A 23,222-nucleotide genomic window follows, 5' to 3' on the forward strand; every position below is an offset into this window, starting at 1 on the left:
TTAATTTTTTACAAAATATATATGATATTAGTAAGCTGTTATTATTAGCTTAGTAGTGTAAAATGTGAGTGAAAAGTTTTGATATAGTTACTGTGATATTAAAACCTAATTGAAAGCCTTACAGCATTAGAATGGTTATATTTAATAAATAGAAGGCAAAAACCTAATTTTAAAAAGGATGATACAAATGAGTAGAAGTGAAAAAGCAATATTTACAAATATGTGTATGATCTATGATGATAATGGAAGAGTTCTTGTACAAGATCGCGTGAATTCTAACTGGCCAGGTGTTACGTTTCCAGGTGGTCATGTGGAAAAAGGAGAGCCATTTTCCCATTCTGTCATACGGGAGGTATATGAAGAAACAGGTTTAACCATTAAATCGCCTGTACTTTGTGGTGTGAAACAATTTCAAACAAAAGATGATGAACGTTATGTTGTTTTATTTTATAAGACCAATCAATTTGGAGGTGAATTGAAGCCTTCAAAAGAAGGGAACGTCTTTTGGATTCAAAGGGATGAACTTTGTCATTATAAATTAGCTAATGATTTTGATGAAATGGTAAAAGTGTTTGAATTAGAAAATCTGAGTGAATTTTATTATCATAAAGAAGGTGGGCATTGGCATGTCAATTTGTTTTAATGAATGAAGAAATACCTTCTACATATGATAATGTTATTCATTTAAAGCTTTTGACAAGTAATCAAATACCAAACGTTCTATGTTATTTTTTTAAAGCAGCCTCTATTTATCATTTAGAGCATCAAATTGTACATAGGAACACTTTTTGGTAATGATAGAGTATCATGATTTTTAAAAATGGTTTTGCGTGAGAAGTACCCGAATCAATGATGATATACAAGGAGTAAAAAATGACAGAAACGAATCAGGCTATTCAACTGAATCAAGTGAATTATTCCATTACTGGTGAATTAATCCTAAAAAATATAACGCATTCATTTCCTACCGGTAAAATTACAACGCTTGTTGGTCCATCAGGAGCAGGGAAGACAACGCTCTTTCGTCTATGTAACGGATTAATTTCTCGTGATTCTGGAGAGATTTTTATCAATGGAAAAAGTATTGATGACTATGATCCTTTAGTTTTACGACAGACTGTTGGAATTGCGTTACAAAGTGCAACGATGATTAGTGGAAGCATATTCGATAATTTAGCATTACCATTGACTTTAAAGGGAGAACAGTTGTCTGAAGAAGATGCAAACAAATTATTAGAACTTGTAGGACTTGAAAAAAGCCTTCTATATCGAAACAGCAAAGATTTATCTGGTGGACAGCTTCAGAAAGTATCGATTGCTCGAACACTGGTAAATGAGCCGAGTATTTTATTGCTTGATGAAATAACCTCTTCTCTGGATAGAGTATCACAGCAAGATATTGAAAAACTCATTAAAAGGATCAATGAAAATTACGGCACGACCATTATTTGGATTACACATAATTTAAAACAAGCATACACAATAGGGGACTATACAGTTGTCATGATGGATGGGGAAGTGATTGAGTCTGGACCAAGCGACCTTCTTCATAATCCAAAAACAAATCGAACAAAGAAATTTGTAAGAGGAGAAATAGAATGAACTTTTTAACATTATCATTATCCTTAGTTTTTGTATTTATCCCAATTGTGCTTTCCAAAGTGTTAAAGCTAGAGCTTGAAAAAGATACAATAATTGCTACGGTAAGGTCCGTTGTTCAGCTACTAGCTGTTGGATACGTACTTAAATTTGTATTTGATTCTGAGAATATGATTTATATTTTATTAATGATTATTCTTATGATTGTCGCAGCGACACATAATGCTCGTAAAAAAGGAACATCCATTAAGGGAATTACATGGAAACTTGTTGTCACGTTTATAACCATTGAAGTCGTGACACAGACGATACTGCTTGGTTTCGGAATTATACCTCCAACAGCACAATATCTTATCCCGATAAGTGGGATGATGATAGGGAATTCAATGGTGCTTTCCATCTTATTTTTAAATCGTTTTACAGCGGAAATCGAATCAAATCAAGATGCAATTGAACTTATTTTGTCACTTGGTGGAACTCCGAAACAAGCGATTCATACCCAACTTGTTAATTCCATTAAAGCAAGTACCATTCCAACAATTGAAAGCCAAAAGACAATTGGTCTTGTTCAACTTCCAGGAATGATGAGTGGTCAAATTATTGCAGGTGCTGATCCAGTTCAAGCAGTTCTATTTCAATTACTCATTCTGTTTTTGTTGTTAACAACGGCGGTCGTCTCCAGTGCTTTACTTGGTTTTTTATCGTATCCATCATTATTTAATGAGCGCAAACAATTACTGAAAAAAATAACAACAAGTACTTCAGATACTGAGAAAAGTTAGGCGGAACATGAATTACATATTTGGAAAAAGGGCTTATCATACATTGAACGAATCATTGATGCTTGTTAGATTAAAAAACTATGAGCTAGAAATGTGGTTCACCTTTAACCGCCGATGGCTAATGGTTCTTGACAGTGATTTTTATTGACAAGAGCCATTTTGTCATTTGGAAGGAGTGTTGGTACATGGTTTATCTTTATATTGGAATTGCTGGATGTATAGGAGCGATTTTAAGATATTTTATTAGTTTTGGATTATCAGAACAAGGGACAATTTTTCCCTATTCTACATTGATGGTGAATCTTTTAGGGAGTTATCTTTTGGCATTTCTCACTACACGAGTTTTTACAGCATTTCCCATTCCCGTTAATTATCAGATGGCAATAGGTACAGGGTTGATTGGCTCTTTCACAACTTTTTCTACATTAAGCGTAGAGACAGTGGAGTTATTTCGAAGTAACCATATTGGGTTAGGAGTTATCTATATGTTGATTAGCTTATTTGGAGGATTGTTCATGAGTAGTTTAGGATTTACTAAGATGAGTGTGGAGGAATAAGCATGAGCTTGTTACATGTAGTATTAGTAGGGATTGGAGGATGTTTTGGGGCAATATCTCGCTTTTTTGTTTCACAATTTATTAAAAAGAAATATTCCTTCCGTATTCCAGTTGCAACATTAATTGTGAATTTATTAGGGTCTTTCTTGTTAGGTATTATTGTTAGTATAGGGTTAAACAATAAAATGATATTATTCCTAGGTACGGGTTACATGGGAGCATTTACTACATTTTCAACACTTCAGTTGGAGAGTATACAGTTATATTTGAGTGAAAGAAGATGGAAATTTTATGTTTATAATTTTATTACCTATGGAGGAGGAATTATATTGGCATTCTTAGGAATGGTAATTGGAGGGGGCTGTTTTTCGTTTTTCAGCTCTTAAGCATAAAGTAAGAGATAATATTCCTTCCATTATTTGTGCTTTATTTCTTATAATAAGCAAGGCCTAATGGCTAGACTTTCCACTTCTTAATAATTTACAACTGTCATATACTTATACTAGTAGATATTTAAATTGATTAACAATTATGATACACTATTATTAGACAATAATTGACACAGAAAGGGTGTACATTGGTTGCACTTTGGCTTGCCAGTGCTGCCTAAAAAGGGAACGTCTATATCCTTTCTGCAAATCATAGAGTATAAGGAAGGTAAAAATGAATAACAAACAAACTACAGCAGATGTTATCTTAATTGGTGCTGGAATCATGAGTGCGACTTTAGGTACACTCTTGAAGGAATTAGCGCCGGACTGGAAAATTGAAGTATTTGAGAAGCTTGACGAAGCGGGAAAAGAAAGCTCTAACGAATGGAATAATGCAGGAACGGGGCATTCAGCGTTATGTGAGTTAAATTATACTCCTGAACAACCAGATGGTTCTTTAGACATTTCAAAGGCTCTAAAAATTAATGAACAGTTTCAAGTCTCAAAACAGTTTTGGTCCTACCTTGTAAATAAAAATCAACTAGAAAATCCGCAAGAATTTATTATGCCATTACCTCATATGAGTTTAGTACATGGGGAAGATAATGTAAAGTTTTTGAAAAAACGATTTGAAGCGCTATCAGAAATTCCTCTATTTCAAGGAATGGATTTCTCTGATGACCCGGAAAAATTAAAAGAGTGGATTCCACTTATCATGCAAGACCGAGCAGTCAATCAACCAATTGCCGCAACGAAAATTGACTCTGGAACCGATGTCAACTTTGGTGCACTAACACGTAAATTGTTAGATAACTTAAAAAATCAAGATGTTAATATAAATTATAACCATACGGTAGAAGATATAAAACGTAATGAAAACGGTGTTTGGGAAGTAAAAGTGCGAAACTTTGAACGTGGTACACTTGAGTATCACACTGCAAACTTCGTCTTTATTGGTGCCGGTGGAGGAAGTCTGCCTTTACTACAAAAGACGGCTATTCCAGAAAGTAAGCATATTGGAGGATTCCCAGTAAGTGGATTATTCCTAGTATGTAATAATCCAGAAGTCGTAGAAAAACATCATGCAAAAGTATACGGAAAAGCTGCAGTTGGTGCTCCACCAATGTCTGTTCCACATTTGGATACACGCTATATCGAAGGGGAAAGATCATTATTATTTGGACCGTTTGCTGGTTTTTCACCAAAATTCCTAAAAACTGGGTCCAATCTAGATTTAATTGGTTCTGTTAAACCAAATAACGTGTTAACAATGTTAGCATCAGGTGCAAAAAATATCCCATTAACAAAATACCTTGTTCAACAACTGATGTTATCTAAAGAACAACGTATTGAAGAATTACGTGATTTTATTCCAAATGCTAAAAGTGAAGATTGGGATATTGTTGTTGCAGGTCAACGTGTTCAGGTAATTAAAGATACAGATGCAGGTGGTAAAGGAACGCTTCAATTTGGTACAGAATTGGTTAGTTCAGCTGATGGATCAATTGCCGCATTACTTGGTGCTTCACCAGGTGCGTCTACTGCTGTTCACGTTATGTTTGAATTGATCAATACATGTTTCCCACAACAAGCACAGGAATGGGAAGCAAAAATCAAAGAGATGGTTCCTTCTTATGGTATGAAACTAGCTGAAAACCCAGAACTCTTTAATGAGATTGATGCTTCAACAGCGGAGGCACTTCAACTAAACAAAACCAAACCATTAGAAACGGTGGATCAATAAACAGTTATTGTTTTGTTGAATTTTAATTTAAATGACTTCAAATTAGTCGCGGATTATAATTCTTTTCTATTAGAAAAGGCTTTTCACAGTTTGTGGGAAGCCTTTTTTACGTGTCCCAAAATAAGTAGGGATTCCCACCAAAATGATATGACTGACTCAATTAAATGTTCCTAATTTAGATCTGGATATATATTTATTTCGGTATTGGATATTGATAATACTATAACTAAACAAGTTATAAAATTTATAGTAATATAAAGAATATGCTTGTAAAGTAATGTACGTTTCAAATTGGGATAACTTTATCTTAACAGAAAATTCCGAAATTGCAAATAATATCTAAGGGATTTTATAAAAAATTATTATAATAAATTTGTACCAACATTTTTATCCATTCTACTTGCAAATGATCGGGACATTCCTTCCATTTTCAATATTTATGGAATAAAATGCTGGAAATTGATGTTTGTTAAAATCATGCAGTCATTCTCTTTCTTTTATGATTGAGGTAGCTATGGATTTTATCGGTTATCCAATCAAAGTAAAGGTTACATAATTTGTAGGTATGTAAGACTTTATTGCAGGTATTTTGCGAACTTTTAAGTAGATTATTATAGGAATAAGATCACACATGTTCTCAGTTCGATCAACTAAACTGTAATGGAACCTTTTAAATGTTCTTGAATAATCGAATTTACAATGTGTATGGAATTCCATTCGCCTAAAGAAAGAGAGGTGATGGGATATTTTTTAAGGAAAATGGTACTGCTAATATGCTTTGGTGACAATCCATCTTCATAGAGTTTGATTACTTTCCCTTGGAGATGTAATAAGTAATCCAGCTTTCTTTGTAAAGCGGTACGTCCATCTTTTAAATAACCAGCATGGCAGCAAAATACATCCTCAAAGTCATAGGTTAGTACTTTCTTTAAGGAATGAATGATAGTTGGAATGCTTTCTTCGCGTAAAGCAACTTTCGTCTTTTCTTGAACATATAAATCTCCAGTAAAAAGTTGACCGGTTTCACGATTTAGAAATGCAACATGATCGATTGCATGACCTGGTGTTTCAATCACGTCCCATGTTGCGTTAAGTGATGAAAAGGTTTTTCCAATATGCTTTGCTTGAAAAGGTTTTCGCTTCCCCCAAAATACTTTTCGATACAATGGATAATCTGCTTTCTTTTTGCAATAATCAATCATAATATCATTCATATAAACAGGTAGCTGCATTTCTTTTTGTAAAAATGCTGCACAACCTGTATGATCTTCATGATAATGTGTAATTACCACTTGATCTAGATCTTGTTGTTTGAAAAAAGACTTGAATTGTTTTTCTAGTGATTTTGCCCCCGTATCAATTAAAACACCATCTAGAGCAAAACAATGAACATTTAATTTTATCCCTTGGAATGCTATCATACCATTTCCTATTTGAACCCCATTTATTGTCTGCTGTGTAAAATCCTTCTTTAATAACATAAAATCTCTCCCATATTTTCTGAATTCATTAAATTATAACATAAAATGAATAAGTATTCAGTTGTGAGAAATTGGTTAATTACATCCACAATAGAATAGCTATGTGTATAAAAGGGTAGAAGAAATATATGCTATTTAAAGAAAAAAGCGAATGGTTATTAAAAACCACTCGCTTTAAGCCTTCATTTAGATAGAAGCTTCATAAATAGATTTAACTGCTTTTTGTAATGCGGTATTAAATTCTTCGTCTGTTTGGTTAACATTTAAATCTTGGCTCAATGCTCTAGAGAAGCTAGCAATTAGGCCATCATTTTGTTTTAGTTTAGTGTTTGCTTCATCTGTAGAATAACCACCAGAAAGTGCAACAACACGGACAACTCTTGGGTGATCAATTAACTCTTTATATAGATTTGCTTTTGTAGGAATTGTTAATTTTAACATAACATTTTCATCTTCACTTAAGTTGTTAAGGTGTTTTAGGATTTCAGCATTTAATAGTTCTTCGCATTTTTCTTTTTCAGGGCTGTGAATATCAACTTCTGGTTCAATGATTGGAACGAGACCAGCTGCAACGATCTTCTTACCAATTTCAAACTGTTGATCAACAATAGCTTTGATTCCTTCTTCATTATAGTTTTTAATAACGGAACGCATTTTTGTACCGAAAATATGACGTTCATTTGCACGGCGAAGTGTTTCATCTAAATCATGAATTGGCTTCATCATTTGCACACCATTTGATTCTTCAGCAAGTCCTTTATCCACTTTTAGAAAAGGAACAACACCTTTTTCTTCATATAAGAAATCACCAGTATATTTACCTTCGATTGTGCGATCCATAGTTTGTTCGAATAGAATAGCACCAAGTATGTATTCGGAATCAAAAGCAGGAGATGTAATAATTCTCGTTCTCATCTCATGTACTAAATCAAACATTTCGTCCTCATTTGAATAAGCATCAGCTTGAATACCATAAGCTGCTAGTGCTTTTGGTGTACTACCACCACTTTGGTCTAATGCTGCAATGAAACCTTTTTCGTTTTTAATCTTTTCATATTGTTTTTGATTCATTATTTCCACTCCTTTATCATGACTAGTTTATCATTGTCACCATAAATATAGTATACATAAGAATGCGTTTACGCAACTTTAACCATCTATATTGTAGCATGAAAAGGGTAAAGGTTATAGTCATGTGTGCGATTTCATGATAAGAACCTTTATGTTAAGTCTTTGTGTGTTGATACAAATACAGGATATCCTCATGACTGTTTACTTCTTGCATGGTAAAATAATCTGTAAACGAGGTGTTATCAATATGAAACTTAATTCTGATACACAATATATTAAAAGTATTGATTTGAAAAAAGACCAGATTCCCTCATACAATCAATTTCCATTTAATTTGCCAGTCATCCAAATGTTTAAAAAGCTTACATTCCATCCGAACGTGACATATATTGTTGGTGAAAATGGAATGGGGAAGTCTACATTATTAGAAGGAATTGCTGTTGCACTGGGTTTTAACCCTGAAGGGGGGTCGCGTAATTTTAATTTTTCCAGCTATGATTCGCATTCTATTCTTGATGAATATTTGCGTGTGGCTAAGGGAATGTTTTTGCCGAAAGATGGCTTCTTTTTCAGAGCTGAGACATACTATAACCTAGCTACCGATATTGAAGAATTAGATAATGAACCATTGGGCGGGGCAAGAGTGATTGACCGATTCTGCGGAAAGTCGTTACATGAGCAATCACATGGGGAGGCGTTTTTTGCGACGTTCATCCATCGCTTTGAAGGAAATGGTGTGTATATTTTGGACGAACCGGAAGCGGCACTATCTCCATTACGACAAATGTCCACGCTTAGCCGGATACACGATTTAGTCCATCAAGGTGCCCAATTTATTATCTCGACACACTCACCTATTATTATGGCGTACCACGATGCAAAGATAATGGAGTTAACGGAAAATGGCATGGCAGAGCGTAGATTAGAGGAGACTGGTCATTACCAAATGATGAAGCAATTTTTTGATAATAAAGATCGGATGTTGCATCATTTGTTTCAAGACGGATGAAAAAAGAGTTGAGGTAAATAGATAGTTTAAGATATATGATTGGGTTAATACAATATTCAATGACTCTTAATAAAGGAAGATGTAGATAAAAAGAATAATTTATAGACCAAATCGGCCTTCACATTGTGAGATGGAGGGCTTTTTTAATTTTTTTATCTATTTTCACGCTAATAAAAATTATTCCGAAATTTGTATTGATTATATTTAGAATTTTGCTATAATATTGAACCAATATATAAAAATTGGAGGGAACTTGGAATGACAAAGGATTTTTTCAACAAATTGTTAAATGGTATGAGTATTGGTATTGTAGTTGCTTTAATTCCGAATGCATTACTAGGAGAATTGATGAAGCTAGTTATTCCTTATTTCTCTCCACTTGAACACTTACTGGATATCACCGTAATGGTGATGAGTTTACTTCCAGTCTTAATGGGAGTGATGGTTGGTGTTCTATTTAAAATGACTCCCATTCAAATAGCAAGTGTAGGAATTGCAGCAATGATTGGTAGTGGAGCTATTGTGAAGACGGGTGACGCATTTACGCTTAACGGAATTGGTATTGTTGTTAATACAGGTATCACAGTTGCTTTGACCGTATTATTTCTACAGTGGATTGGGGGTAGGCTAAAGGGATATAGCATTTTATTAATTCCGACACTGAGTATTTTAGTGCCAGGGTTGTTTGGGTATATGTTACTTCCATATGTGAAGTCACTCACACTTGTAATAGGAAGTGGTATTGACTATGTGACATCATTGCAGCCGATTATAATGGGGTCAATTATTGCCGTTGTTTTCTGTTTGATTATTCTTTCACCTATTTCAACTGTCGGGGTAGCAACTGCCATTATGTTATCTGGAATCGGTTCAGGTGCAGCTAATCTTGGAATTGTAGCGACAGGTGTAGGTCTTGCAATTGCAAGTTACAAGTCAAATTCACTAGGAACTGCATTAGCCCATGTATTAGGATCACCAAAAATTCAAATGAGAAATTTTTTTATGAAGCCTAGAATTGCTTATCCAATGCTCATTACTTCAGCTATTCTCGGTGCTTTGGCTGGTGTGTTTAATATTCAAGGCACACCGTATAGTGCAGGATTTGGTTTATCTGGATTGGTAGGTCCATTAAACTATATTAATCTGACAGATACAGGATGGACAATGGGAAATATATCAATTATGGTTAGTGTGTTTTTTATTATCCCAGTTATGTTAAATTATGCTCTTATTTATATCTTTTCTAAGAAATATCAGATTATTACAAATGACGATTATAAATTAGATTTTGAATAATATTGTGGTGTATTTGAATCCCAATATAAAAACGGTGTGATGATAAAAGAAGATAAAAAATAGACTATTAAAGACTGAATCTTTCAGGATTTGGTCTTTTCTAGTATTTTTTAAAAAACATTCTTTATTAAAATTTTCTTCCATAAAAGATGTTGATGCATTATATTTGGATATAGAAAGGAGTGAAAAAATGGAATTACACACAGACAGATTAAGGGTCATTCCTTGCACAAATGAGCTTTTATCAACCATTTCAACAGAGGACTATGAGATTGGTCCCCATATAAATCTGTATGTAGAGAAATTAGAAGAGGACTCCGCTTTATTAGGTTGGGGTGTATGGTTTGTTTTTGACAAAGGAGACAGAGTGATAGGAGATATTGGTTTTAAAGGAAAACCAAATGGCGAAAACACGGTTGAAATAGGATATGGAATTGTCCCTATCGCACAAAATAAAGGTTATGCAACAGAAGCAGTACAAGCATTAATAGATTGGGCATTTTCAACTGGAAATGTGGAAAGAATTGTTGCAGAATGTAGGCATGATAATCTTCCATCCATTAGGGTGCTAGAAAAGTTACAAATGACTAGAGTTAAGTTAGTGAATGGACTATTAAAGTGGGAATTAACATCAAATCCATGAGGTGTTTTTAAAGGAATGTTATGTTGTATCAATGGGAAATATAACACATTCATTCGGCATGCTATTATTTAGGGCTTGCGAACAAATGTACCATGATTTGGTAAAATACATACATTATAAATGAACGATGAAAATCAAAGATTCGAGGGAATTTATGGGGACAAATTTTGTGAGAAAAAATCTGTTTATAAATGAAATAAGTTCAACTAGTTGACAAAGGAAAGTTACCCATTATATAATTGTCTCGAATTCGAGATAATAAAAAGGATGATAGTCATGAATAATCAACACAAAAATGAACAAGAAGAACAATTATCTTTAAAGTTATTTATTGTTTTGACTCGAGCTTTAGAATCAATTAAAAGACGTGTTGAGGAAGATATAAAATGTTTAGGACTAAATCCCACTGAATTTGCAGTTCTTGAGTTGATTTATAGTAAAGGTGACCAACCAATCCAAAAAATTGGCCAAAAGGTCTTAATTGCTAGCAGTAGTATTACGTATGTGGTAGATAAATTGGAGAAGAAAAATTTATTAAAGAGAAAACCTTGTCCAAAGGATCGTCGTATCACATATGCAACAATAACAGAAGAAGGAACAAAGTTTATGGATGATGTTTTTCCTAAACACAAACAGGCAATTAAAGAGATATTTGCTGGTTTAGACGTTAATGAAAAAAAGGTTATGATTCAACAGTTAAAAAAATTAGGATATTACGCAGAGAGTCTTTAATTTTTTTAAATATTTATCTCGATTTCGTAATATATTAATTAAGGATAATTTCATTCGATAATCATATCCTTTAAGTTCCAGTTTATCTTTGCGGCGTTACGAATACCCCTGCTTCTTTAGGTGGGAAAAGTTATGCCAAACTTCGAAATAAGTGTGACTAAGATTCAGGTGAAATAAAAACTCTATCTGAACGAAGTCTTCTTTATATTTCATATCACGTAATACACTTCTTAATGGAAAAAGTAGGAGGGAAATGATTTGATGAGTAAAACAAGTGGAATTCATCATATTACGGCAATAGTAGGTCATCCACAAGAAAATATAGATTTTTATGCTGGTGTCTTAGGATTGCGTTTAGTAAAACGAACAGTAAACTTTGATGACCCAGGTACTTATCATCTCTACTTTGGTAATAAGGGAGGTAATCCTGGGACAATTATTACCTTTTTTCCATGGGCTGATGCATATCCAGGGAAGATTGGTGACGGTCAGGTAGGTGTTACCTCGTATGTTGTTCCTAAAGGAGCTATGGAATTTTGGGAACAACGATTAAATACATTTCATATTTCCTATACGAAAATAGAACGCTTTGGTGAATATGTTTTGAAATTTGTTGATCCACATGGGCTTCAGCTAGAAATTGTAGAAAGAGAAGAAGGGGAAATGAATCCATGGGCTTTTGGTAGAATAACGCCAGCAGTAGCAATTAAAGGTTTTGGTGGAGCCACTTTGTATTCCGCCCATCCGAACAAAACAGCGGAATTATTAGAAAAGCTAATGGGCCTCGAACGTATTGGAGAGGAAGGAGACTATATTCGTTTCCGTTCATCAGCTGATATTGGAAATATCATTGATTTGAAAGTAACTCCAAAAGACAGAGGACATATGGGAGTTGGAACAGTTCATCATATTGCATGGCGAGCGACGGATGACAATGATCAATTGAAATGGCAGAGAAAAATGGCAGCAAATGGGTATCGTGTCACTCCTGTCCAGGATAGAAATTATTTTAATTCTATTTACTTCAAGGAACATGGAGAGATTTTATTTGAAATTGCAACAGACCCTCCTGGTTTCTCACATGATGAGTCAGAGGAAACGATGGGAGAAAAACTAATGTTACCAGTGCAATATGAACAATATAGAGAACAACTTGAACGTCGTTTGATACCAATTAGAATAAAAGAATTGGATTCATAATGTCAAAGGGAATTTTCTGTTGTAAATATGTAAAGGGTAATCAGTGTTTAAGGGGGATAAGGAATGAAGCATATATTCAATAAGGGAACAAATCCTAAAAAGACAACATTCCTATTACTTCATGGCACGGGGGGAAGTGAATCCGATTTATTACCAATTGCACAAAGAATCGATGAAAAAGCTTCCATATTAAGTGTTCGAGGTAATGTATTAGAAAATGGAATGCCACGTTTTTTTAAAAGATTAAGAGAAGGAGTATTTGATGAAGAAGATCTGATATTCCGTACGAAAGAATTAAATCAGTTTCTTGATGATGCAGCTAAAACATATGATTTTGACAGAAATAATGTGACTGCCGTCGGTTATTCGAACGGAGCGAATATTGCTGCGAGTCTGTTATTTCACTATCAAGATGCGTTAAAAGGCGCTATATTACATCATCCAATGGTTCCTAGAAGAGGAATGGTACTGCCAGATTTATCAGGGAAATCTGTGTTTATCGGTGCCGGTGTAAATGATCCAATTTGTTCGTCAGAAGAATCTTTAGAACTTCAAGACTTATTTGAAGCAGCAAATGCTGATGTGCAGATTCATTGGGAAACCAGGGGACATCAATTGACAGGAACAGAAATTGAAGCTGCACGTAAATGGTATATGTCTTTATAGAATGAAGTACTTTTTGAAAGAAAGAATGACAGTTTTTTTACTTTAAAGTCTCGAAAGCGAGATGTATGAATTAGAAATGATAATAAAATTCCTATAGATGGGAATAAGAAAGATATAACGTATTGAATTGCTCAATTTCTATAAAGGTGGTGGTTATAGCAGATAATACTTTCAAACAAAAAACATAATTATTATATATTCTTATACACATTTATTTAGAAAATCAGAGGAGATGGATAAAATGGAAAATGTAAAATTAGCGGTAATATTTTATAGTATGGGTGGAACAAACTATCAGTTAGCAAAATGGGCTGCAGAAGGTGCGAAGGAAATCGGTGCTGAGGTAAAAGTATTAAAAGTAGAAGAACTAGCACCAGAATCTGTTATTGAAGCAAATGAAGGATGGAAAGCAACTGTCGAAGCAACGAAAGATGTTCCAGTAGCAACATCCGAAGATTTAGAATGGGCAGATGCGATTATATTTAGTGTTCCAACACGTTTTGGAAACATTCCATCACAAATGAAACAGTTCCTTGATATACAAGGTGGCCTATGGGCAAGTGGTAAAACAGTCAATAAAGTAGTAAGTGGGATGACTTCTGCACAAAATCCACATGGTGGTCAAGAAGCAACATTATTATCTTTATATACTTCCATGATGCATTGGGGTGCGATTATTGCTGCTCCTGGCTTTACTGACCCAGCAGTAATTGGTGCAGGTGGAAATCCATATGGAACAAGTGTATCAGTCAACCAAGATGGAGAAATGGTAGAAGATGTGGAAGCTGCTGTGAAGCACCAAGCAAAACGTACGGTCACAGTTGCTGAATGGGTGAAAAAAGGAAATCAATAAGTATTTTATATTTCTAAAGGAGCCAATTGAAATTCGATTGGCTCTTTTCTCTTTTAGTACAATCAAATATCAGCAAATACATCAAAATACAATAACTAAATAGATTGAGGTGGATAATTTTAAAACACTCAAGAATAAAAATAGAAATACGATATGTTGAAGTGGGAATTATAGCTAAACAAATCAAGGGAAAAATGTATTTAATTTGATATCATAGGTGAAATTTTGACAATTACATCTCTTGTAATTTTAAAAATGCTAAACATGTCAGTCCAATTGATAATAAAATTATTGCACTATTTACCTCGATGTTTCCTAATACACTCAAAACTAGTGTGCTTATACCTGCTCCTAATGCTACCGCAATTAGTATAAGTTTAGTTAAGTTTTTTATTTTCATTGAAATCTACCTCCTTCTATATATTTTATAAACGATATTGCAATCATTGTGTGTATTATTTCACATTCTTTCTATATATATTTTAACATGATGAACAGGACTTTACTTTTTACGGCAAAAAAATGAATAATTTTCAAAGTAGCGTGAATGATATTTTAGTTGTACTCGAATATTATTAGGATTAAACGAAAAAATCCAGGTCTCCATTTAAGACCTAGATGTTTTAATGTTTAAATTTACAAATCTTTAGTAGTAATATAACTACTTATTGTTTGACTTATACACGTTGACTAGCTTTTTTCGGTAGTTTTACAGTTAAGCCAACAATACCAATACAAACAACAAAGGAAACAATAATAACCATGTGAAAATGAGCATCATCGATATGCTTGCTAAATGCCATTCCAAGAAAACTTCCAGATAAAATGGCACCTAAGTAACGGCTTGTTTGAAACAGGCCAGATGCTGTACCTGTTTTTTCCTTATCGACATGTTCATAAAGAGCCATCTGTGCAGAGATATTGTTAAATCCATTGCTGATACCAAGAATAGCCATGATAAAAATTAACCACAAAAGTGGAGATGCATCATTGTATGTTATTAATAGACCTGTTCCAACAAGAAGGAGTGTCGCACCGATAATCATCGACAACTTGGATCCTTTTCTGTCGATTAATCGCCCAACAAAAGGTGTGATAAAGACACTAAATCCTGCAAGTGCAAGCATGATTAATCCTGTATGTTCTTCGCTGTAACCACGAACTTGTTGTAAGAGAGTAGGGAGCCCGAAAAAATAATTATAATACACTGCGTTTATTAGGATAAAGATGAGGTAAATTAAGTTTACATTTTTATTTCTTTGAAGTGCTTCTACATCAATAAAGGGCTCATGTTTTCTTTTCTCGATAAGAAAAAATAAAATTCCAGCTATGACACAGATAAATAATGCTGACCAGCGAATTTGTTCTGTAAGAGAAAGTAAGAATAGAATCAATCCCAGAATAGAAACAGTAAAAAGCAGGATTCCTGTGACATCAATCCGTTTTAAATCAATATTTACTTTACTTGCCTTTGGTAAAATGAAAATTGCCATGACAAAAGCAATAATAATAATTGGGACATTAATCATAAATATGGCTGGCCAGTCCCACTCTGCAATAAGAAAACCACCGATTGCCGGTCCGAATGCTGCTGAGGTGGATGAAAAAACTGAAATAATAGCAATTGCCCGTGCTTGTTTTTCCGTAATATGGGAACGAATCATACTCATTCCACTTGGAAATAAAGTAGAACTGCCAATTGCTTGCAGTGCTCTACACCCAAGTAAAAAGCCATAATTAGGAGAAAAGGGAGCCAAAAAGCAAGCAATTACTACTAATACTAGTCCAGTCATAAATAATCGTTTCGCCCCGAACATGTCACTTAATTTTCCCATCACTGGTTGTCCAGCTGCACTAGCAAGATAAAATATTGAAATTAGCCATGAAGCATCTGCAAACGTTAAAGCGAAATCATGTTGCATTTGCGTTAATGCAACGGAAATCATGGAGGAATTTAAAGGATTTAGTAAGGTTCCAAGTCCAATCGTTATTAATAATAACCAAGGGCTGTGTTTTATTTTCGTCATTTCATCACCCGAATTTTCATATATGTATTCTGTACTACATACTATCTTTTCCCTGTTTTTGTAAATCTTACCTTATATACATAATTTATTTATTATTTCTATTATTACATTAAATTATTTCTAAAAAAGTGTTTTATTTAAGATAAAGTGTAATAAATTCAAATTATATAACTTAGTAGGAAATTACATTGTTCAATGCTAATTTTAGAATGGTAATAAAAAAGGAAGAAGCTCACATACAAGATGTACTCTATATTCTTAGTATGTGAGCTTTAATTTTAATTGCAAATTTTGCAAAACGTTTGTGCGTCTTATTGATTATTGTCCATGTTTTTCATGTTCTATGTCATCTGCCTTTGTTTGATGAATAGTACCAAATGGATGCTCTGGTGGAGCATAGATGCTGTAAAGTTTAAGTGGTTTGTTTCCAGTGTTTACTAGGTTATGCCACTTTCCAGCTGGTACCATGATGGCATCATTATTATATACATATCTTTCAAAACTTAAATCATCTTTCGTATCGCCCATCTGAACAACTCCTTGGCCCTCCTCAATACGTAAGAATTGATCAGTATTAGGGTGTACTTCTAGCCCAACATCCTCTCCGACATCAATACTCATCAATGTAACTTGTAAATGTTCACCAGTCCATATTGCTGTGCGGAATGTATTATTTCTTTTAGCAGCCTCCTCAATATTGATAACAAATGGATTATTTCCATAGTCTTTTAATCTGTTTTCATTTGTGGGTGATGCATACCCATGCAGTTTGGCATATTCTATTTCATCGGCAAAAGTCCAGGACCTCATTAATCTGCTATCCCCATTATACATCGGAAAATAGATGTAATAAGGACATGGATATACATGTGGAATATAGTACAAGTTGCTCATTCCTTTCTCAGTTTTATAACATATTCTATGTGATGGAATTGGGAGTGTGCCCGGGGTATCATATAGATCTAGCTTACCTCTTAATGGAAAATTCCTATTTGATAATAGTAAGTAGGAATTTTAAAAAAAACAATCTTTTTGGGTGACCGTTTTTCTGTTCTTTTTGTGTTTGTGGTCATTAAAAACAGTTTGGATACCCAATTTCGTATTTAATTTGTATTTTCGGTCATCAAAAATCATTTGGTTGCCCAATTTTCTTCTTTTCATGTATTTATGGTCATCCAAATCCATTTGGATGACCGATTTCGTGTCTTTTTTGCATTTTCGGTCGTCCAATCTTATTTGATGTTTATGGTATTATATACAGGTGTAATAAATAAGTGCGACTAAGGTTCAGGTGAAGTAAAAACTCCATCTGAACCAGGTCTTCTTTATTATCTTATAAATTTAAAATAGGTTTAGGGGGGAACATACATTGAAAAAACTTATAATAGGTATCGCAGGTATAATGATAGCAGGTTTAACCTTTGCGACAATATATAACCAACAAATTACCCAAAATCCTCCTCCATCTGAACAACCGATTGCGGGACAAAATCATCAAGAACTACAAAAGGAACCGGAACAACAAGTAGAACAGTTACAGCCGATATATGTTGAAGATGAAACAATTGGTTATGCTCTTCAAAATAATGAGCTACATATTACATTCGATAAGGGAGAAAATTGGCTTACAGTTCCAGTTGAGAAGGATAAATTATTTGCTGGGGAGTATAATGGGGACAAAGAAGAGCTCATTAATAACAGCTTTATTCTTACGGAAAATCGAGTGGCATTGTTATATATGGATAAATTAACGGAATATGAAAATAAAATTGTAGTAACATATTCGCTTGATCAAGGTACAACATGGGAACATGCTGATGTTACAAAGCCTTATCCAGCTATTCGCTTTCGAAAAGTAGCCTTTTTAAATGATACATTCGGTTATGTCATCCTATCTGGTGACCGAACAATGTCACAAGAGTTATCAAGTGTGTTTTTAACCCATGACGGTGGAGAAAACTGGGAGGAAACCAGTCAATCGGGTGTAACGAGATTGCTTTCGGACGGTGGATTTATAGATGAAAAAACTGGATTTTTATCCTATGGAACGATTAATCCGGAAGAACCAGATTTCCATGTAACCCAAGATGGGGGAGATACATGGACGGAAGCGATGATTCATATTCCAGAAAAGTATGATAAAATCTTTGTTACTGCTGAAATGCCTGTTAAAGAGGGAGACCATTTGGCATTACTCGTTAATCAAGGTCCTAATGGTGATTATAAAGGTGGCAAAGTGAAAGGGAAATTTATTTCAAAAGATAATGGTAAAACATGGTCTTTTTTGACGGAGGTAAAGCCAGATGAATAACAATCATCATAAACGAATAAAAATAATTGGTTCATTCTTATTCCTTCTCGCAATCGGTTTCTTTTGTTTGCAAATAGCATATTTATTCGTACATACTAGATTGCAAGTTGAGTATGTAGATGATCGGATATTTTACATCGTGAATATAATTTGTGTAATTTGCTTAGCCACTTCATTATTGTTTTTGTTTTCACTTACCAGAAAATGGAAATGGGTTGGGGCAAGTATTGTAGCTGTGTTTATTATTGCTAATGGAGTACTGCTCGCTGACAGTCATTCAAAAATCAAAAATATAACAAGCATATCACCTGATTTTAAACATGTTTTAACGATAAAAGAGAATATAAAAACGAATGAGGCGGTTTATTACAGAAATTATTACGGAATTCTTGCTCTACCAAAAGAAACATTACCCTATCAAACAGATGGAAGATTTAAAGTGGAATGGTTAGCAAATGATATTGCAGCGGTAACATATCTTACAGAAAATGGAATCATACATCAATATATCGGTACATATGGTGACCGTGGTGGGGGACTTTCTTATTATTATGTTGGAGCTGAAATACAAGGTGTATGGAAAGGAAATAATGTAGAGATGATAAGCAATACAGACGGAATTTCTGTTACACAAAATGGCCAAACGGAAACATTTGACTGGGATCATATCGTTCAGTTTGGCACACTTGCTATCGTATTGACTGAAAATAATCAAGCAAAGTGGACGATATCATTAAATGAAAATTTCACAGTAGACTCGTCCTCTGCAACACCACCATCCGGAGAAATTAATTTATATCGGGCGACAATGGAAGACAATAAACCAATTTTATTGAATTATAAGGGTGCACACTAGCTTCAACAGAAAAGTTCAACACCTCAAGCCGAAGTGGCATCCTCATCGGTTGTCTCGTCCATACTTAGGTGCATTTATTTTCACCTCTCCCTAAGTGGAAATTACAACCTCATGGCCCGAAAAGTAGGGTTTTCAAAAAAAACCTCCCAATAAGATGTGTGATGTTTCATTCATCTTATTCTACTTTCCTGTTGTTTCATTCATGGATAGATACAACTTATTCCAATTTTAACCTAAAAGACAGAAATCACTGCCATAATAAAGAAAAAAGGTGGTGGTAATATGTTATTGCAAATCGAACAGGTGACAAGTTGGTATGGAAAAAACGAGGCTTTAAAACAAGTTTCTTTATCGATATCTAAAGGAAGTTGCTATGGCTTAGTCGGTCCAAATGGGGCAGGGAAATCTACTTTATTAAAAATCTTAGCATCTATCATTCTGGATTATCAAGGAAAAATCCAAATAGCCAATCAACCAAACGGTAGTCAAAAGGACCAAATCGGGTATGTGCCCCAAGAGATATGTTTGGAGCAAAATCTATCTGCAATAAGTAATCTATATTTTTTTGGTAGGTTATATGGATTAAGAGGAAAGGAACTTAGAAAGCGTGCAGCAGAAGTATTAGAAGAAATCGGATTATCTGAGCGTGGGAAAGACAAAGTGATGAAATACTCTGGGGGAATGAAGCGACGATTAAATATTGGTTGTGCATTAATGCATGGACCGAAACTCATTATTATGGATGAGCCAACTGTGGGTATTGATCCACAATCCAGAAGTTATATTTTTCAAATGATTGCGCGATTAAAGAAAAAGGGTTGCACGATTATATATGCTACACATTATATGGAAGAAATCGAAAAATTATGTGATGGGGTTGCCTTTATTGACCAGGGGAAAATCATTGAACATGGAGCGGTTAATGAATTATTGCAGAAGCATGCGATACCGTCTGTTTTTGTTAAAGGCAATCAAGCATTACCAGAAGAACTCGATAGGTTTGGAAAAGTAACCAATCATCATGGTGGCTATCTGATTACAACAAATACACCCATACCTGTTATGGAAGCAGTGTTACATCGATACCAGGATGAACCAGAGGAGCTTATACAATTGGAAATTGTTCGACCACGACTGGAAGATGTGTTTTTTTCATTGACTGGAAATGAATTACGAGACGATAAAAAAGCATTACAAGAGCAAGCCATGGGAGGTAAATGGTGATGGGGGCTGTATTTATATTAGAGATGAAAAAGAATTTACAAGATAGAGGACTGTTATTTTGGATGGTTATTTTGCCAATTATTTTAACTGTTTTATTTATTACGGTATTTACTTCAGGAGCGGAGAAGATAGCGAAGCAAGAGATTATTACATCAATTATTCCGGGATATACCGTCATGTTTGTCTTTTTTATTATTATTTCGATGGTATCAACATTTATTAAAGATAGAGATTTAGGAATGACAGCTCGTTTAGCTAGTACACCACTTTCGTCAAAAAATTACTTGCTAGGAAAATGGATTCCGTATATGTTTATGGTATGTATTCAAATTATTATTCTATTTGGTTTTGGAAAAGTTGTATATGATGTACAAATGAAGCAACCAATCCTTTTATTTTACTTATCCATTGCATTAGCATTTACCGTGACAGGTCTCGGTTTGGCGATGGCATTACTCGTAAAAACGGAAAATATGGGGATTGCCTTGACACAAGTTATTGCTTTAGGTGGAGCCTTATTAAGTGGTTTATGGGTACCAATTGAGATGATGCCAGAGATTTTACAAACGGTTGCAACATTTTTACCACAATACTGGGCACATCAATCCTTTCAAGATGCCATGCATGGTACATTAATGTTAGAAGATTTCTTTACATCACTGCTTGTATTAATGGCATTTGGTTGTGGAGGCTTTTTATTAGCAATGGTACGCTACCCATATTTTTTAAAACAGGCACGTGGTTAAGGTTGCACTTTAAAATGGAGGGTGAAGGTGAAAGTAAATATTGAAATTGATGAGAAATATAAAGAAACATGTATTACCATTCAGACGAATGAATGGACAGAAGAATTGGAAGAAATCATTCAAGTCATTAATAGAAGAAAGAAAGAACGATTATTTGGTGTAGAAGAAGAACAAACGGTGTTACTTGATCCAAATGACATTGATTTCGTATATGCTCAGAAGCGAAAAGTATTTGCCTCATGTAAAAAAGGAGATATTGAAATCAAAAAGAAACTTTATGAAGTAGAAGAGATTCTTGTTCCCCATGGTTTTATGCGCTTTTCGAAGTCTGTCATTGGAAATTTAAATCAAATTCAACGGTTTGAACTGTCTTTTAACGGAAATCTTTGTGTTTACTTTCATTCAGGAAATAAAGAGTATATTACAAGAAAATTTGTGGCGAAAGTCAAAGAAAAGTTAGAAATGGGAGGCAAGTAAATGAGCAATAAAATATGGAATAAAGTCATGATGGGTATTGCGACTGGTGGATTGTTTACATTTATTGCCTTGACCATTATTCGATTTACACAAATTAAAACAACAATCGAAGAAATTTGGTTATATATGCTTGCAAGTTTAATTATTGGTATTTATTTTGGATTGTCCTCCTTTATTTTCGAAAAAGAGAATTGGAGTCCATTAAAACAAACAGTTATCCATTTTAGTTCCTCTATCATTGGGTACTTTTTAATTGCTATTCCAATCGGTTGGATACCGTTTCGGTTTTTCTCCATAATCGCAGGTATTATTGTATTTGTCATCATTTATATTCTGAATTGGACTGGATTCTATTTATATTACAAAAGAATAGAAGCTTCGATGAATGAGCATTTGCAAAAGTAAAAAGGTGAGGTAGGATGTGGAAGTCAAAATCCCCATTCTACCTCATTGTATTTTCTAAATAGGTTTTGTATATTCTTTTCCGGCAAATATCTTTTTCCAGTTAATTTTAGTAGATATTACACCAAATAAAATAAGTGCCGCACCAAAGTAACCTTTTGTCGTTAGGATTTCGCCAATAAATACGAAGGCGAATAATGCTGCGAAAACCGGCTCCAATGAAAATATAAGACCAGTCCGTGTTGGTGTCGTATATTTCTGAGCAATGGTTTGACCAATAAATCCGATGGCACTACAGAAAATACCTAGTGCCAGTACAGCAATCCATGCTTCTGTTGTATTTGGAAGCTTTGGTTCTTCGAAAATGAATGAAAAAACAAATCCGAATAACCCGGCAAATCCAAGCTGTACAACCCCAAGATTAATGGAATCAACGTGTTTAGTTATTCTATCTGTAACAATGATATATAGTGCATAGAATAATGCTCCTAAGGTGATTAAAAAATCACCGTTATTTAACTTTACTTCTCCGTTCAACGTTAAGAGAGCAATTCCAATAACAGCAAGAGTGATTCCGAAAATCACTTTCGGTTCAGGCTTCCTTTTGAAAAAGATTGCTAGTAATAATGGGACAAATACAACAGCTAAACTAAATATAAAGCCAGCATTTGAAACAGATGTGTAATTCATCCCGATGGTAACGGTAGATAGGGTTGAAAATAAAAAGAATCCTAAAAGAGCCCCATATTTGAGTGTTTTAAAATCCGTTTTTATTAAACGCTTATAAAAGATTGCGCCGGCAAATATAAAGGCTATTCCGAATCGTAAGCCGACGAGATTAAATCCTTGAATTGTGTTAATCCCCATTTTCATAAACAAATAGGACGATCCCCAGAGCATTGTTACAACCACCATCATTAAGTCTGCTTTTAACTGATTATTATTGTTTCCTTGTCCTATATGAAAAATATGATGCTTTCCTTTCTTCATTTTTTATCACCCGACTGTAAAATTTGATTAATAACTAGTATAAATGTAAACTTGGGATAAGAAAAGTGAATGTTTTTAAGTTTTTGCATGAAAAAAATTCATGTAAATGATATCAAGGTAGTATG

Annotated in this window: 25 protein-coding genes; 19 read left to right on the plus strand and 6 right to left on the minus strand. The window is 34.1% G+C overall.

The window, feature by feature from the left end; all coding sequences use genetic code 11:
- Positions 1–187 precede the first annotated feature (187 nt).
- The 6 genes from FHP05_RS06155 (at position 188) to FHP05_RS06180 (ending at position 5,113) form a co-directional block, all read left to right on the plus strand.
- Positions 188–643, plus strand: coding sequence for an 8-oxo-dGTP diphosphatase (locus FHP05_RS06155; protein ID WP_147666371.1), 456 nt, complete (start codon positions 188–190; stop codon positions 641–643).
- Between the two features lie 230 nt (positions 644–873).
- Positions 874–1,602 carry an ABC transporter ATP-binding protein gene (locus tag FHP05_RS06160; protein ID WP_147666372.1) on the plus strand — a complete coding sequence of 243 codons (729 nt, stop codon included), beginning with the start codon at positions 874–876 and terminating at the stop codon, positions 1,600–1,602.
- Positions 1,599–2,381: an ABC transporter permease gene (locus FHP05_RS06165; RefSeq protein WP_147666373.1), complete on the plus strand. Its 783-nt coding sequence runs from the start codon at positions 1,599–1,601 to the stop codon at positions 2,379–2,381. Before FHP05_RS06160 ends, FHP05_RS06165 begins: the two co-directional genes overlap by 4 nt.
- A gap of 185 nt (positions 2,382–2,566) precedes the next feature.
- Positions 2,567–2,938, plus strand: coding sequence for a fluoride efflux transporter CrcB (gene crcB, locus FHP05_RS06170; protein ID WP_147666374.1), 372 nt, complete (start codon positions 2,567–2,569; stop codon positions 2,936–2,938).
- 8 nt (positions 2,939–2,946) lie between these two features.
- Positions 2,947–3,324: a fluoride efflux transporter CrcB gene (gene crcB, locus FHP05_RS06175; RefSeq protein ID WP_191126281.1), complete on the plus strand. Its 378-nt coding sequence runs from the start codon at positions 2,947–2,949 to the stop codon at positions 3,322–3,324.
- Positions 3,325–3,601: 277 nt separating this feature from the next.
- Positions 3,602–5,113, plus strand: coding sequence for a malate:quinone oxidoreductase (locus FHP05_RS06180; protein WP_147666376.1), 1,512 nt, complete (start codon positions 3,602–3,604; stop codon positions 5,111–5,113).
- 650 nt (positions 5,114–5,763) lie between these two features.
- On the opposite strand, the gene FHP05_RS06185 is transcribed toward FHP05_RS06180, so the two are convergent.
- The gene (locus FHP05_RS06185) at positions 5,764–6,594 is read right to left on the minus strand and encodes an MBL fold metallo-hydrolase (protein ID WP_147666377.1); all 831 of its coding nucleotides are present in this window, start codon (positions 6,592–6,594) and stop codon (positions 5,764–5,766) included.
- Positions 6,595–6,780: 186 nt separating this feature from the next.
- Positions 6,781–7,665, minus strand: a complete 885-nt coding sequence (locus FHP05_RS06190) for a fructose bisphosphate aldolase (protein ID WP_147666378.1) — start codon at positions 7,663–7,665, stop codon at positions 6,781–6,783.
- Positions 7,666–7,912: 247 nt separating this feature from the next.
- Between FHP05_RS06190 and FHP05_RS06195 the strand changes: the two genes are divergently transcribed.
- The 7 genes from FHP05_RS06195 (at position 7,913) to wrbA (ending at position 14,064) form a co-directional block, all read left to right on the plus strand.
- On the plus strand, positions 7,913–8,674 hold the full coding sequence (locus FHP05_RS06195) for an AAA family ATPase (RefSeq protein ID WP_147666379.1): 762 nt from the start codon (positions 7,913–7,915) through the stop codon (positions 8,672–8,674).
- Between the two features lie 258 nt (positions 8,675–8,932).
- Positions 8,933–9,970: a PTS transporter subunit IIC gene (locus FHP05_RS06200; RefSeq protein WP_147666380.1), complete on the plus strand. Its 1,038-nt coding sequence runs from the start codon at positions 8,933–8,935 to the stop codon at positions 9,968–9,970.
- A gap of 190 nt (positions 9,971–10,160) precedes the next feature.
- A complete protein-coding gene (locus tag FHP05_RS06205; RefSeq protein WP_147666381.1) occupies positions 10,161–10,613 on the plus strand; it encodes a GNAT family N-acetyltransferase in 453 nt (150 codons plus the stop codon).
- A 276-nt stretch (positions 10,614–10,889) separates the two neighbouring features.
- Complete coding sequence (locus FHP05_RS06210) at positions 10,890–11,345, plus strand: MarR family winged helix-turn-helix transcriptional regulator (protein WP_147666382.1); 456 nt, start codon at positions 10,890–10,892, stop codon at positions 11,343–11,345.
- Between the two features lie 258 nt (positions 11,346–11,603).
- Positions 11,604–12,545 carry a ring-cleaving dioxygenase gene (locus FHP05_RS06215; RefSeq protein WP_147666383.1) on the plus strand — a complete coding sequence of 314 codons (942 nt, stop codon included), beginning with the start codon at positions 11,604–11,606 and terminating at the stop codon, positions 12,543–12,545.
- 63 nt (positions 12,546–12,608) lie between these two features.
- Positions 12,609–13,211: an alpha/beta hydrolase gene (locus FHP05_RS06220; protein ID WP_147666384.1), complete on the plus strand. Its 603-nt coding sequence runs from the start codon at positions 12,609–12,611 to the stop codon at positions 13,209–13,211.
- Between the two features lie 241 nt (positions 13,212–13,452).
- Entirely contained in the window at positions 13,453–14,064 is a 612-nt protein-coding gene (gene wrbA / locus FHP05_RS06225; protein ID WP_147666385.1) for an NAD(P)H:quinone oxidoreductase type IV, read from the plus strand.
- A 232-nt stretch (positions 14,065–14,296) separates the two neighbouring features.
- Here the strand turns inward: wrbA and FHP05_RS15305 are convergent, their stop codons facing one another.
- The 3 genes from FHP05_RS15305 to FHP05_RS06235 all read right to left on the minus strand — a co-directional run bounded on the left by FHP05_RS15305 (position 14,297) and on the right by FHP05_RS06235 (position 16,976).
- A complete protein-coding gene (locus FHP05_RS15305) occupies positions 14,297–14,464 on the minus strand; it encodes a hypothetical protein (protein ID WP_191126268.1) in 168 nt (55 codons plus the stop codon).
- A 277-nt stretch (positions 14,465–14,741) separates the two neighbouring features.
- The gene (locus FHP05_RS06230) at positions 14,742–16,091 is read right to left on the minus strand and encodes an MFS transporter (protein WP_147666386.1); all 1,350 of its coding nucleotides are present in this window, start codon (positions 16,089–16,091) and stop codon (positions 14,742–14,744) included.
- A 318-nt stretch (positions 16,092–16,409) separates the two neighbouring features.
- The gene (locus FHP05_RS06235; RefSeq protein ID WP_191126269.1) at positions 16,410–16,976 is read right to left on the minus strand and encodes a cupin domain-containing protein; all 567 of its coding nucleotides are present in this window, start codon (positions 16,974–16,976) and stop codon (positions 16,410–16,412) included.
- Positions 16,977–17,460: 484 nt separating this feature from the next.
- On the opposite strand from FHP05_RS06235, the gene FHP05_RS06240 reads away from it, so the two are divergent.
- The 6 genes from FHP05_RS06240 to FHP05_RS06265 all read left to right on the plus strand — a co-directional run bounded on the left by FHP05_RS06240 (position 17,461) and on the right by FHP05_RS06265 (position 22,110).
- Positions 17,461–18,402 (plus strand): WD40/YVTN/BNR-like repeat-containing protein, encoded by a 942-nt coding sequence (locus FHP05_RS06240; RefSeq protein ID WP_147666388.1) that lies wholly within the window; start codon positions 17,461–17,463, stop codon positions 18,400–18,402.
- On the plus strand, positions 18,395–19,258 hold the full coding sequence (locus FHP05_RS06245; protein WP_147666389.1) for a hypothetical protein: 864 nt from the start codon (positions 18,395–18,397) through the stop codon (positions 19,256–19,258). The genes FHP05_RS06240 and FHP05_RS06245 overlap by 8 nt, the downstream gene beginning before the upstream one ends.
- Before the next feature lie 282 nt (positions 19,259–19,540).
- A complete protein-coding gene (locus tag FHP05_RS06250; RefSeq protein ID WP_147666390.1) occupies positions 19,541–20,482 on the plus strand; it encodes an ABC transporter ATP-binding protein in 942 nt (313 codons plus the stop codon).
- Complete coding sequence (locus FHP05_RS06255) at positions 20,482–21,228, plus strand: ABC transporter permease (protein ID WP_147666391.1); 747 nt, start codon at positions 20,482–20,484, stop codon at positions 21,226–21,228. Before FHP05_RS06250 ends, FHP05_RS06255 begins: the two co-directional genes overlap by 1 nt.
- A gap of 27 nt (positions 21,229–21,255) precedes the next feature.
- Positions 21,256–21,705 carry a LytTR family DNA-binding domain-containing protein gene (locus FHP05_RS06260; RefSeq protein ID WP_147666392.1) on the plus strand — a complete coding sequence of 150 codons (450 nt, stop codon included), beginning with the start codon at positions 21,256–21,258 and terminating at the stop codon, positions 21,703–21,705.
- A complete protein-coding gene (locus tag FHP05_RS06265; protein ID WP_147666393.1) occupies positions 21,706–22,110 on the plus strand; it encodes a DUF3021 domain-containing protein in 405 nt (134 codons plus the stop codon).
- 54 nt (positions 22,111–22,164) lie between these two features.
- Here the strand turns inward: FHP05_RS06265 and FHP05_RS06270 are convergent, their stop codons facing one another.
- A complete protein-coding gene (locus FHP05_RS06270; RefSeq protein WP_147666394.1) occupies positions 22,165–23,097 on the minus strand; it encodes a DMT family transporter in 933 nt (310 codons plus the stop codon).
- Positions 23,098–23,222 lie beyond the last annotated feature (125 nt).

The organism is Cerasibacillus terrae (assembly GCF_008039555.1).
GTDB classification, from domain to species: Bacteria; Bacillota; Bacilli; order Bacillales; family Amphibacillaceae; genus Cerasibacillus; species Cerasibacillus terrae.

What these genes read in the sequence shown, in the direction of transcription:
- FHP05_RS06155 (WP_147666371.1), top strand. Translation starts at nt 188, where the DNA reads ATGAGTAGAAGTGAAAAAGCAATATTTACAAATATGTGTATGATCTAT.
- FHP05_RS06180 (WP_147666376.1), top strand. Translation starts at nt 3,602, where the DNA reads ATGAATAACAAACAAACTACAGCAGATGTTATCTTAATTGGTGCTGGA.
- FHP05_RS15305 (WP_191126268.1), bottom strand. Translation starts at nt 14,464, where the DNA reads ATGAAAATAAAAAACTTAACTAAACTTATACTAATTGCGGTAGCATTA.
- FHP05_RS06190 (WP_147666378.1), bottom strand. Translation starts at nt 7,665, where the DNA reads ATGAATCAAAAACAATATGAAAAGATTAAAAACGAAAAAGGTTTCATT.
- FHP05_RS06185 (WP_147666377.1), bottom strand. Translation starts at nt 6,594, where the DNA reads ATGTTATTAAAGAAGGATTTTACACAGCAGACAATAAATGGGGTTCAA.
- FHP05_RS06220 (WP_147666384.1), top strand. Translation starts at nt 12,609, where the DNA reads ATGAAGCATATATTCAATAAGGGAACAAATCCTAAAAAGACAACATTC.
- FHP05_RS06250 (WP_147666390.1), top strand. Translation starts at nt 19,541, where the DNA reads ATGTTATTGCAAATCGAACAGGTGACAAGTTGGTATGGAAAAAACGAG.
- FHP05_RS06165 (WP_147666373.1), top strand. Translation starts at nt 1,599, where the DNA reads ATGAACTTTTTAACATTATCATTATCCTTAGTTTTTGTATTTATCCCA.
- FHP05_RS06270 (WP_147666394.1), bottom strand. Translation starts at nt 23,097, where the DNA reads ATGAAGAAAGGAAAGCATCATATTTTTCATATAGGACAAGGAAACAAT.
- wrbA (WP_147666385.1), top strand. Translation starts at nt 13,453, where the DNA reads ATGGAAAATGTAAAATTAGCGGTAATATTTTATAGTATGGGTGGAACA.
- FHP05_RS06245 (WP_147666389.1), top strand. Translation starts at nt 18,395, where the DNA reads ATGAATAACAATCATCATAAACGAATAAAAATAATTGGTTCATTCTTA.
- FHP05_RS06210 (WP_147666382.1), top strand. Translation starts at nt 10,890, where the DNA reads ATGAATAATCAACACAAAAATGAACAAGAAGAACAATTATCTTTAAAG.
- FHP05_RS06230 (WP_147666386.1), bottom strand. Translation starts at nt 16,091, where the DNA reads ATGACGAAAATAAAACACAGCCCTTGGTTATTATTAATAACGATTGGA.
- crcB (WP_147666374.1), top strand. Translation starts at nt 2,567, where the DNA reads ATGGTTTATCTTTATATTGGAATTGCTGGATGTATAGGAGCGATTTTA.
- FHP05_RS06255 (WP_147666391.1), top strand. Translation starts at nt 20,482, where the DNA reads ATGGGGGCTGTATTTATATTAGAGATGAAAAAGAATTTACAAGATAGA.
- FHP05_RS06200 (WP_147666380.1), top strand. Translation starts at nt 8,933, where the DNA reads ATGACAAAGGATTTTTTCAACAAATTGTTAAATGGTATGAGTATTGGT.
- FHP05_RS06195 (WP_147666379.1), top strand. Translation starts at nt 7,913, where the DNA reads ATGAAACTTAATTCTGATACACAATATATTAAAAGTATTGATTTGAAA.
- FHP05_RS06160 (WP_147666372.1), top strand. Translation starts at nt 874, where the DNA reads ATGACAGAAACGAATCAGGCTATTCAACTGAATCAAGTGAATTATTCC.
- FHP05_RS06205 (WP_147666381.1), top strand. Translation starts at nt 10,161, where the DNA reads ATGGAATTACACACAGACAGATTAAGGGTCATTCCTTGCACAAATGAG.
- FHP05_RS06265 (WP_147666393.1), top strand. Translation starts at nt 21,706, where the DNA reads ATGAGCAATAAAATATGGAATAAAGTCATGATGGGTATTGCGACTGGT.